This is a genomic window from Paraburkholderia diazotrophica (assembly GCF_038900755.1).
Classification (GTDB): Bacteria; Pseudomonadota; Gammaproteobacteria; order Burkholderiales; family Burkholderiaceae; genus Paraburkholderia; species Paraburkholderia diazotrophica_A.
This window is the reverse complement of sequence record NZ_JBBPEN010000009.1, coordinates 79504-90825: the sequence shown is the minus strand read 5'-3', so window position 1 is coordinate 90825 and position 11322 is coordinate 79504. Positions and strand designations below refer to the sequence as shown.

Sequence of the window (11322 nt, the reverse complement as noted above, 5' to 3'; positions counted from 1 at the left end):
CTGTCCGGCGTGCATCGTCACGGCAAGCGCGACGCCGGACGAAAGTCACGGCGGTGGAATACGGGTTCCAGCGCTTGTAACGCTGACGCAGAAGCATACGGCGTGCCTCGCCGGATGAAGTTGCGCCGCGGCGCACGTAAGCAGCCGAAGTGCGCTCGCAAGCGCGACCGAACGTTCGCGGAACAGCCGATGCTTGCATCCAGGTGTATCCAGCGACAACGTCCCCGTGAAAGTCCCTGTGAAAATGGAACCATTCGATTTCGAGCGGCAGCAAATGGTGGACAGGCAGATCGCATCGCGAGGCGTTCGCGATCCGCGTGTTCTCGATGCGATGCGCACGCTGCCGCGGCATGTGTTCGTGCCGAGCCACTTAGCGGAAATCGCCTACAGCGACACGCCGTTGCCGCTAGCGGGCGGTCAAACCATCTCGCAGCCGTTCATCGTCGCGAAGATGATCGAAGCGGCGGAACTGTCGCCGCAAGATCGCGTGCTCGACATCGGCACGGGCTCCGGCTACGCGGCTGCCGTCGCGTCGCGGCTTGCGTCGCATGTGGACAGCATCGAGCGCGACACGTCTCTTGCGGCGTCGGCGCGGCAAACGCTGTCTGCCAACGGCTTCGCCAATATCGATGTGCATGACGCGGACGGCACGCTCGGCTGGGCGGCGCGCGCGCCGTTCGATGCGATCATTGCGGCGGCGGGCGGCCCCGATGTGCCACCCGCATGGCGTGAACAGCTCGCGATGGGCGGAAGGCTTGTGATGCCGATCGGCGTGCATCGCGAGCGTCAGCGGCTCGTCAAGCTCACGCGCAAGAGCGCGACGCAATTCGATGAAGAGGACCTGGGCGAAGTGCATTTCGTGCCGTTGATCGGCGAACAGGGCTGGCCCGAAATCGACGATGCGCTTGCCGGATCGCCGCAGGCCGCGCGTGCGGAGCGCGAACAATCGCAAGCGATGTCGCTCGCGGGCCTGATTGCGGAGGCGGCGCGCCCGTTGCCCGCATTCGACGATGCGTCTTTCGGCGACGCCTTCGATTTCCTCGCCGCAAAGCGCATCGTACTGCTGGGCGAGAACAGTCACGGCACGTCCGAGTTCTACGACGCGCGCGCGGCGATCACGCGGCGTCTCGTCGAACGGCACGGCTTCAATATCGTTGCTGTCGAGGCGGACTGGCCTGACGCGGCCAGCGTCGATCGTTACGCGCGGCAGCGCGATGGGCGAACCGACGCGCTTCCGTTCCAGCGCTTTCCCGCATGGATGTGGCGCAACGAAGAATTTGCCGCGTTCGTCCGCTGGCTGCGCAGCCACAACGAGCCGCTCGACGCGCGGCAACGCTGCGGTTTTTATGGTCTCGACATGTATAGCCTGTCGGCGTCGGTGGCGGCCGTGCTCGATTATCTCGATCGCACCGATCCCGAAGCGGCAGCCGTTGCGCGCGAGCGGTACGGCTGCTTGACGCCCTGGCAGAAAGACCCGCAGGTGTACGGACGAGCGGCATTCTCGGCGGGCTTCAAGACCTGCGAAGATGCCGTCGTCGAGCAGTTGCAGCAGCTATTGCGCACGCGTCTCGAGGACGCGCACGAGGATGCCGAAACATGGTTCGACGCGGCGCAGAACGCGCGGCTCGTCGCATCGGCCGAGCGCTACTACCGGACGATGTACCGCAGCGCCGCCGATAGCTGGAATCTGCGCGACACGCATATGTTCGAAACGCTGGCGCATCTGCTCGAATCGCGTCGCCCCAATGGCAAGGCGGTGGTGTGGGCGCACAACTCGCACATCGGCGATGCGGCCGCGACCGAGATGGGCCGTGTCCGCGACGAACTCAACGTCGGCCAGCTTTGCCGCGAGCGCTTCGGCGACGCAGCGGCACTCGTGGGATTCGGCACGCATGTGGGCACCGTGGCCGCGGCGTCGGACTGGGATGGTCCGATGCAGATCAAGGTTGTGCGGCCTTCGCGGCCGGACAGTTACGAGCATCAGTTCCATGCATCCGGTCAGACGCGCTGCATGGTCGACCTGACGGACACGGCGCACGCGCAGTTGCGCGAGCCGCGACTCGAACGCTTCATCGGCGTCATCTACCGGCCCGATACGGAGATGCATAGTCACTACATGGAAGCGACGCTTGCCGAACAGTTCGACGCGTTCGTATGGTTCGACGCGACACACGCGATCGCGCCGCTTGCCACGCGCGCCACCGAGCGCGCGCCGGACCTCTATCCGTTCGGCGTTTGAAGTTTGCGTCATCGCGACGGTCATCGGCGGTCACAGGATGACCGGAACGGCGTGGGAACGCTGCTTGCAGGACAGGTAGCGTTCGCGCGCCTTTGCGCGCTTCATAACGGCGATGGAAGCAGGAGTGAATCTCGTGACGAGCCCGACAAAGAAGTCCGAAGGCGTGCGGCCTGTCGTGATGAAAGGACAGGTGACAGAGAAAATGACGCGCGAAGCGTTTCGCGAGCGCTTCAACGCGCGCTTTTACGATCCGGCTTTTCGCGCCGAAGACGGTGCGATCGCGCGGCTCGAAGCGATCGCGTGGCAGGCGTATCTGGAAGGCCGCAAGGCGCCTGTCACGCAGAAGGCAGGCGCGGGTTACGCGGACCCCGACTACGATCTATCCGTCGAATGGCGCGAAGCGGCGCAGCGGGTGAACGCGGCGCAGGCGCGGCAGCAAGACCCGTCGACGCGTTCGCGCATTCTCGTCATCAACGCGTCGTCGCGCAACGACTACACGTGCCCTGGCGAAATGTCGAAGAGCTTTCGCCTTGCGAAGCGTGTCCAGGCTGTGATCGAGGCGGCCAGTTTCGATGCGGACTTTCTCGACCTGTCGCTGCTGTCTTCCGATCACGACCGGCACATTCATCCGTGCAAGGGCTGTGTATCGACTGCGATGCCTTTGTGCCATTGGCCATGCAGTTGCTATCCGAATCACTCGCTCGGCCAGGTCAACGACTGGATGAACGAGATCTACGAGCGGTTTGCGGCATGCCACGGCGTGGTCATCGTGACGCCCGTGTACTGGTACGAATCGCCGAGCCCGCTGAAGCTGATGATGGACCGGCTCGTGTGCGCCGACGGCGGCAATCCCGATCCGTCGTCGACGCACGGCAAGGATGCGCAGCGCGCAAAGGAACTGGAACTCGAAGGATGGCCGTATCCGAAACATCTGAAGGGGCGCGCGTATGGCCTCGTCGTGCACGGCGATGTCTCGGGCATCGAAGGATCTCGCGCGGCGCTCGCCGACTGGCTCGACTGGATGGGCTTCATCGAAGCAGGCGCGCAGGCGCGGCTCGACCGCTACATCAACTATTACGCGCCCTATGCGACGAGCCACACGGCTCTCGACGACGACAAGGGCGTGCAGGCGGAGACGGACAACGTCGCGCGCGCCGTCGTCAACGCGGTGACGGCGATTCGCGCGGGCGAACTGCGCCGGCCTGACGATGCGCTCGAACCGCCGCGCGCGAAGTGAAGCGCACGGCCACGCATCGCACATTCAGGAATCGGACTTGCTCGATAACAGATGAACGAAGGCCGCGAGACGGAGTACGTGATGATGGAATCAGCTATGGATTTTGTGATTCAGCGTGAAGATCCGTATTCGCTGGATGCGCAGATATTGATGGACGAACTGAGCGCGATGCTCGCCACGCTTTCCGGGGACGGCGGTCAGTCGCGCTTCAGCACCGACGATGTGTGTTCCGCGAGAGGGGCATTCATGATTGCGCGATCGTCGCACGGCGCGCCGCTGGGCTGTGGCGCGTTCCGGCGCTTCGACTTCGGCGTCGCCGAACTGAAGCGCTTCTACACGCGGCCCAACAAGGCGGGCGTGGGCCGCGCGCTATTGAGCGCGCTCGAAGCGGAGGCCGTTGCAGCGGGCTATCACACCCTCGTGCTCGAAACGCGAGCGGTGAACCGGCGAGCCATTGCGTTTTACGAGCGCAACGGCTATTCGCCTATCGATGTTTTCCCAAGCTGTTCGGACCTGGCCGATGCGCGCTGTTTCGCCAAGACGCTTTGCGGCATCGACGCCTGAGCGGACGCACGCGTTCGCCACGCACGTGAAGCCGACCAAACCGCTACTGGCCGTCAGTTTCTTCGCGGCCGACGTGCAGGCGGGCGTGGGCCCGTTTCTCGGCATCTACTTGCAGGCGAGAGGATGGACGCCCGATACGATCGGCACCGTGCTGACACTCGGCGGGATCGTCGGCATGCTCGTGACAGCGCCTGCCGGCGCGCTCGTCGATGCCACGTCTCATCGGCGCGCGATCGTCGTCGGCGCGGGCGCGCTGACGATCGTCGCCGCATGCGTGATCTGGCTATCGCAACGCTTCTGGCCCGTCACGTTGTCGCAGATCGCAACGGCGATCGCCGGCGCCGCGATGGGCCCCGCGTTGGCCGGCCTGACGCTCGGGATGGCCGGGCGCAAAGACTTCGACCGGCAGTATGGCCGCAACCAGGTCGCGAACCACGCCGGCAACATCGCGGCGGCGGCGTTGTCGGGCGTGCTCGGATGGTGGCTCGGCATTGCATACGTGTTCGCGCTTTCCGCCGCGTTCGGTCTCGCGTGCATTGGCTCGGTGCTGCTGATTCCGCCGCGCGCCGTGCATCGACACTATGCGCGCGGCCTCGCGCACGACGACGAACAGGACCCGTCGCAAGTACACGCGGACAGCATGCGCGTGCTGTTGCGTTGCCGGCCGCTGCTGGTGCTTGCCGTCGTGCTCGCCGCGTTCAATCTCGGTAATTCCGCGATGCTGCCGCTCTATAGCCTCGCTGCAGCGGCGGCTCACCAGGACGGCGCAAGCCAGATCACGGCGGCCAATATCATCATTTCGCAAGTCGTGATGTTGATCGCTGCCGTCTACGCGAGCCGCCTCATTCGCCGCTGGGGCTACTGGTGGATCATCCTCGCGACGCTGATCACGCTGCCGCTGCGAGCATTCACCGCCGCCTGGCTCACGACGCCTCTGGGCATCTTGCCCGTGCAGATTTTCGACGGCGTGGGTTCGGGCCTGCAGAGCGTCGCGATACCCGCGCTCGTCGTGCATCTGTTGCATGGCAGTGGCCGCGTGAATCTCGGTCAAGGCGCAATGAAGGGCGTGGAAGCCGCGGGTGCCTGTTTCAGCCCGTTGCTGGGCGGATGGCTCGCGAGCCGCTTCGGCTTTTCGCTTGCGTTCGTCGCGCTCGGAAGCCTTGCAGCCATCTCATTGGCCGTCTGGATTGCGCAAGGCGCGCGGATACGGCGCGCCTGCGACTCGCGCCGCGACGAACTCGACAAGATGGCCGACCTCGACGTATCGGCGCTGCTTCGTTGAACACGTCGGCGCCTTCGCTTTTCGAACGACGTCACATCATCGGCATATGCGGATGATGTGACGTCATTGACGTTTCGTGCGCCCATCGCCAATCGCAAACGACCACTTGACATGCAAGCAAGGGCTTGCCTATTATTCATGCAAGAGATCACTTGCATATCGCCGTTCATGGCCGAGCGCCCCGATGACAACCTGCTGTTCAAAGCCCTCGCCGATCCCAGCCGGCGCAAGCTGCTGGACTTGTTGCACGCGCACGATGGCCGCACGCTCAACGACTTGTGCGAGCACATGGACATGACGCGGCAGGGCGTCACGCAGCATCTGGATTTGCTGGAGGCGGCGAACCTGGTCGCGACCGTGCGGAGCGGGCGCGAAAAGCTGCACTTCCTCAATCCGGTGCCGCTACAGGAAATCTACGAGCGCTGGATTGCCAAGTTTGAGAAGCCGCGCCTGAAGGCGCTTTCGAAACTGAAGCGACGTCTGGAGAAAGGCAATGACTAGATCGACCTTTGTCTACGTGACCTATATCCGCACCACGCCTGAGAAACTTTGGTCGGCGCTGACCGACGCGGAGTTCATGAAGCAGTACTGGTTCGGGATGCACTGCGAAAGCGAGTGGAAGGCGGGATCGGCGTGGAAGCTGGTGTCGAGCGAGGGGCAACTTTTCGATGCCGGCGAGATCGTCGAGGCCGAACCGCCGCGGCGTCTCGTGATCCGCTGGCGGCACGAGAACAAGCCCGAGCTGAAGGCAGAAGGCGCGTCGCTGTGCACGATGGAACTGGAATCCAGCGGATCGGCCGTCAAGCTCTCGATCACGCACGCGATCGAGCGCGAAGCGTCGAAGCTTATCGACGCGGTGTCCGGTGGATGGCCGAAGGTCATGTCCAATCTCAAGTCGCTGCTGGAAACGGGGTCGATCGCTCTGCTGGAACCTTATCCTGCTGCGAGCGCATGCGAGCAAAAGGCGTAATCGCTTGCAGCAGGAAATGAGCGCAACGCAGCGCTCGCGCATCGAGTATTTGCGCGAGTGCTGCGGCTGTGAGCCTATACGAAATCGCAAAACGAAACCGCAATACGAAGCCGAAATGCAAAGCCGAAATGCAAAGCCGAAATGCAAAGCCGAAATGCAAAGCCGAAATGCAAAGCCGAAATGCAAACCGGCTATATGAAACTAATGCCGCCATTGACGGGAATCGTTTGGCCCGTGACGAACGCGTTGCCGACGATCATCAGCACGACATCCGCGACCTCGCTCGCTTCGCCCAGGCGCCCGACGGGCAGCCGTTCCGCGACATTGGACGCCTTGAGCGGCCCGGCCATTTCGGTATCGATGGGTCCCGGCGCAACGGCGTTGACGGTGATCCCTTCGCGCGCGAGGCGTGCCGCATAGCCGCGCGTGAGCCCTTCGATGCCGGCTTTCGACGTGTTGTAGTGAATGCCGATCAGACCCGCGCCGCGCGCGGCCGCCGACGACAGATTCACGATGCGTCCCCACCGTTTCGCCCGCATGCCGCGCAACACGGCTTGCGTGCAGAGAAACGCCGACTTCAGATTGACGGCTAGCGTTCGATCGAATTCCGCTTCCGTCAGATCGTCGATGTCGACGATCGTCGCGGTGCCTGCGTTGTTCACGAGCACATCGACAGGGCCGAGGCGGCTTTCCACTTCCTGAATCATCGCTTTGACTTCGTCTGCCATCGATACGTCGGCGCGTACTGCGATCGCGCGCCCTCCGGCGCGCCCGATTTCCGCGACGACGTCAGCGGCTTCGTTCTCGCGTTGCCGGTAGTTGACAGCGACGGCGGCTCCGGCCGAGGCAAGCGCGATCGAAATGGCGCGTCCGATTCCGCGCGAGCCGCCTGTGACGAGAGCAACGCGATCGTTCAGACCGGGCGAATGAGCGGGCATGAGGAACTCCTCGTTGTTGCGGGATGGTCGTTCCTAGTTTGCCCCTTTCGTGGCGATTCCGCCGGCGAGTCGCACGGATGCATTCATCGAGCTTTCGGCTGTCGTGTGACATCTCGCGATCGACATGAAATCGGGATCCTCGTGGTCGGCAACATGTTGGCTCTGGCACACTATGCCGCCAGTCACGAGGACAACGCGGGACAACGCGGGACATCGCAGGGCATCGGAGTGAATCGGATGAAGCAGATAAAAATTTCGCTGTGGCGGGCGCAATCGCTTTGTCGTCGCCGGCGGCCGTTTTGGCGCAAAGCGGCGTGACGCTGACGGGCGCAATCGACGCGGGCGTCACCTACGTGATCCCACGGGTTCATTCCATTTCGACCGGATGGCGGGCGCGACGCGCGTGCCGAATGCGGTCAAGTATCGCAGTCCCGAAATCTCAGGATTGCAGTTCGGCGCGTTGGATGGGTTCGGCGGCGTGCCGGGGTCGTTCCCGGCCGATTCGACGATGAGCTTCGGCCTCAACTACGCAAATGGTCCGCTCGGCCTGGGGGCGAGACGCTCGACCACAACCGCGCGCATCAGATGAGCGGCGCGCTTCAGGTATCACCTGTCGAAGCGCAGGTTCGTGTACGGGAGGCGATCTATCAGCGGGCGAGCGGCGACAACGCGGTGACGCAGGCATGGATCAATGCACTGTTGCAGCCGGGTGCCGCAGCAAGCAACCGTTCGCAGACGCTCGCGCGCATCGGCGTATCGACGCGCTTCTAGCTTCTGACGAATCAGAAGCGCGCCGCGAACGGTCATCATCGGGACGTTTGAATGCTTACGGCACGAGCCACAACGCGACCGCATAGATCACGAGCGAGACGGCGAACGTGACGGCCGTGTAGCCCATCACGCGCTGAATGCGGATGCCGGCAATCGCGACGATAGGCACGGCCCAGAACGGCTGCAGCATGTTGGAGACGTTCTCTGCCATCGCAACGCCCATTGCAGTGCGCGGCACCGACGCATGCAGGCTCATCGCCGCAGGCAGCACGAACGGCCCCTGCACGGCCCAGTGGCCACCCGCGCTCGGCACCAGCAGCGTGATGATCAGCGAGCTCAGAAAGCTCCACATCGGCAGCATCGCGGGCGAAGCGATCGTGACGAACGCTTTCGCGATCATCGATGCGAGCCCCGTGCCCTTCATGATGCCCATGATGCCGCCGTAGACGGGATATTGCAGCAGCATCGAGCCCGTCTGGCGCGCGGCGCGGCGGATCGCGTTCGCATACGCGATCGGCGTGCGCTGAAGCGCGAGGCCGATCAGCAGGAAGATCAGGATCGTCGTGTTGATGTCGAGTTCGAACTCTTTTCCGTGCCACGCCATCCACAGGTAGCCGATGCCGAGCGCGAGCAGAAGCAGCGTGCCGAGCATCGACTGTTCGAGGCGCGATGCAAACGATGCGGATTCGCCCGTGCGCGCGTGAGGGTCTTCGCTGGCCGCGTTGCCTGCGTCCTCATCGGCATTGTGAAACGCGACCACGTTCTCCGGCTTCGGATGCATCTTGATGAAGATGACCGTCATCATGATCACGACGAGCAGCGTCGGAATAAAAACGAACGGCGCGAAAATGGTTTCGCTCAGCGGCACGACGTGGCCCGTCGCTTTTTCGACTAGATTCAGCGCGTTGCCATGCGAGGCCTGCGAGAGCGCGATCGAACTCGAAAGCCCGCTATTGCAGATCGACCAGGCCGAATAGCTGCCGGCGACGAGCCACGCGAAATCGACCTTGACGCGGCGGGCAATCTCACGCGACAGCATCGCGCCGACGATCAGCCCGAGCCCCCAGTTCAACCACGCCGCGATCGCGACGACGGGAAACACGAGCAACGCGGCGCGCGCGGGCGTCTGCGCATGGGCTGCGAGCGCGCGCAATCCGCGCTGAACGATAGGGGCCTCTGCGATCGCGTAGCCCGTCGCGAGAATCAGGATCATCTGCAACGCAAAGCCCAGAATGCCGAAGGTGCCCGTGTACCAGGCGTCGAGCAGCGTCGGCATCTTGCCTTGCGGCGCGATGAAAAGCGCCAGCACGGCTACGACGAGCGTGAGGGCGATGGACAGCACGAACGGGTCCGGCATGACCCGCTCGAAAACATAGACCAGGCCTTCGACGACCCCTCGTGAGGCGGCAGGTTGGCTAGCGGCGGTAGGGTAGGTGTCTCGCTTCATGTGCATTGCTCTGTATGGCGTCCGGCCGTTTGCGGACGGGCGGGAAGAAGATAGATACGCGGCCTGCCGATCAGCGGCGTACGCATGCCGGCAAGCCTGGTCTGATTCCACTGATGAGGGAAAGAGCTCACGGCTCCGGGCGCGAGCCGACGGCAACGCGACGCGTCCTGGTCGAGCTTTCGCCTGGTGACCGCGCTGCGTGCTCCGGCAAGAAGTTCGCTAATCGAACATCACTTCGATAAACGAACGGCGGCTCATTATTCGTCTGATGCGCATTGGATGTCAAGGCGACGCCGCGGGCCTGTCAGGTTCGAGCGCCTTCGACCCGAAATACCGAGACCGAACCTTTCAGCGCGACCGTCTGTTCATCGAGCGCGAGCGCGGCTGCCGAGGCCTGTTCGACGAGTGCCGCGTTCTGCTGCGTCACCTGATCCATCTGCGCGATTGCGCGGTTGACCTGCTCGATGCCCGACGATTGCTCTTCGGAAGCCGCCGCGATTTCGCCCATCAGGTCGTTGACCCTGTTGACCGAGGTCAGGATATCGGCCATTACCTGGCTTGCCTGTCTGGCTTGCTGCGTGCCCGCTTCGACGCGGCCGAGCGAATCGGTGATGCGCTCCTTGATTTCCTTCGCCGCGCCGGCGCTGCGCTGGGCAAGCGAACGGACTTCACTCGCGACGACGGCGAAGCCGCGTCCTTCTTCACCGGCGCGCGCAGCCTCCACGGCAGCGTTGAGCGACAGGATGTTGGTCTGGAACGCAATGCCTTCGATCACGTTCGTAATGTCCGCGATCTTGCCCGACAGATCCGACAGCCCCTGCATCGTCAGCACGACGTCGTGGGCTGCGCGATTGCCCTGTTCGGTGATGAGCGCGGTGCTGCGTACGAGCTGCGTCGCCTGCTTCGCGTTGTCGGCGTTCTGACGGACCGTGCCCGTCAACTGCTCCATCGACGAAGCCGTCTCCTGCAACGCGGCGGCCTGTTCCTCGGTACGCTGGGACAGATCCGTATTGCCGCTCGCCATCTGATGAACGCCCGTCGCAATGGTGTCGGTGCCGCCATGCACGGCCTGCACGATGCCGCCCAGGCTGCGCTTCATGTCCCGCATCGACTCGAAGAGCTTGCCGATTTCGTTGGTCGATTCATGGCGAATCGCGACGGTCAGATCGCCGCGCGACACGTGCGCGAGCACGTTCATCGCTTCCCTCAGCGGAAGGACGACAGTGTGATCGAGCGCGTAATAGACGAGCACGATCAGCGCGAACGACAATGCCAGCAAGCCGATGGCGATGCCTTTCAGCAAGGTTGCGTTCTGTGCCTTGGCGTTTTGCAGTTGCGCCGATTCACGGGTGGCCACTTCAAAGAACGCATCCGCCGATTTGCCGAACGCCGCGCTCGTGGCGGTCATCGGACCTTCGTTCGTTTGCGCGTACGCGGTCACATCGTTCTTGCCGATCGCGCTGAAGAGCTGATCGATCGCATTCGCGTGCGTGTGGAATGCGTCGGCCACGCGATTGGCCGCCTGCTGCTGATCCGCCGTCTCCTTGGGGATGGCCTCGAAGGCGCTGAAGGCCTTTTTCGCCACGTCGTAGTAGCCTTGCGCAGCCGCGACGGCAGTACCCTTGTCCGCAGGATTGGCAGAAAGCGCGATGTAGGCCCGGCTCAATGCACTGCGGGTCTTCAGATTGTTGATGTAGACATCCTTGAGATGGACGGTTTCGGCGTTAAGGGTATTGATCTGTTCGGACAACGCGTTGGTCCGCGTCAGCGAGTAGATACCGAACAACGCGGTCGCCAGAACCAGCGTCCCGAACAGCGCGAGCACTGCGATAAAACCCGTTCGCACGGGCAGATCTTTCAATTTCATAGGTGTC

The 11322-nt window shown here is 63.4% G+C and carries 10 protein-coding genes; 7 read left to right on the top strand and 3 right to left on the bottom strand.

The window, feature by feature from the left end:
- Positions 1–244 precede the first annotated feature (244 nt).
- The 6 genes from AABE10_RS25580 to AABE10_RS25555 all read left to right on the top strand — a co-directional run bounded on the left by AABE10_RS25580 (position 245) and on the right by AABE10_RS25555 (position 6292).
- On the top strand, positions 245–2239 hold the full coding sequence (locus tag AABE10_RS25580; protein WP_342936265.1) for a protein-L-isoaspartate(D-aspartate) O-methyltransferase: 1995 nt from the start codon (positions 245–247) through the stop codon (positions 2237–2239).
- A 202-nt stretch (positions 2240–2441) separates the two neighbouring features.
- Positions 2442–3476 carry a flavodoxin family protein gene (locus tag AABE10_RS25575; protein ID WP_342936264.1) on the top strand — a complete coding sequence of 345 codons (1035 nt, stop codon included), beginning with the start codon at positions 2442–2444 and terminating at the stop codon, positions 3474–3476.
- A 96-nt stretch (positions 3477–3572) separates the two neighbouring features.
- Positions 3573–4040, top strand: coding sequence for a GNAT family N-acetyltransferase (locus AABE10_RS25570; RefSeq protein ID WP_342936013.1), 468 nt, complete (start codon positions 3573–3575; stop codon positions 4038–4040).
- A 25-nt stretch (positions 4041–4065) separates the two neighbouring features.
- Positions 4066–5322: an MFS transporter gene (locus AABE10_RS25565; RefSeq protein ID WP_428983388.1), complete on the top strand. Its 1257-nt coding sequence runs from the start codon at positions 4066–4068 to the stop codon at positions 5320–5322.
- Positions 5323–5490: 168 nt separating this feature from the next.
- On the top strand, positions 5491–5823 hold the full coding sequence (locus AABE10_RS25560) for a metalloregulator ArsR/SmtB family transcription factor (RefSeq protein WP_342936011.1): 333 nt from the start codon (positions 5491–5493) through the stop codon (positions 5821–5823).
- Positions 5816–6292, top strand: a complete 477-nt coding sequence (locus tag AABE10_RS25555; protein ID WP_342936010.1) for an SRPBCC family protein — start codon at positions 5816–5818, stop codon at positions 6290–6292. The genes AABE10_RS25560 and AABE10_RS25555 overlap by 8 nt, the downstream gene beginning before the upstream one ends.
- A 191-nt stretch (positions 6293–6483) precedes the next feature.
- Here the strand turns inward: AABE10_RS25555 and AABE10_RS25550 are convergent, their stop codons facing one another.
- Positions 6484–7230: an SDR family NAD(P)-dependent oxidoreductase gene (locus AABE10_RS25550; RefSeq protein ID WP_342936009.1), complete on the bottom strand. Its 747-nt coding sequence runs from the start codon at positions 7228–7230 to the stop codon at positions 6484–6486.
- Positions 7231–7815: 585 nt separating this feature from the next.
- Here AABE10_RS25550 and AABE10_RS25545 point away from each other — a divergent pair.
- Positions 7816–8001, top strand: coding sequence for a hypothetical protein (locus tag AABE10_RS25545; protein ID WP_342936008.1), 186 nt, complete (start codon positions 7816–7818; stop codon positions 7999–8001).
- 55 nt (positions 8002–8056) lie between these two features.
- Here AABE10_RS25545 and AABE10_RS25540 read toward each other — a convergent pair whose 3' ends face one another.
- Complete coding sequence (locus tag AABE10_RS25540; RefSeq protein ID WP_342936007.1) at positions 8057–9448, bottom strand: TIGR00366 family protein; 1392 nt, start codon at positions 9446–9448, stop codon at positions 8057–8059.
- 304 nt (positions 9449–9752) lie between these two features.
- On the bottom strand, positions 9753–11315 hold the full coding sequence (locus tag AABE10_RS25535) for a methyl-accepting chemotaxis protein (RefSeq protein ID WP_342936006.1): 1563 nt from the start codon (positions 11313–11315) through the stop codon (positions 9753–9755).
- Positions 11316–11322 lie beyond the last annotated feature (7 nt).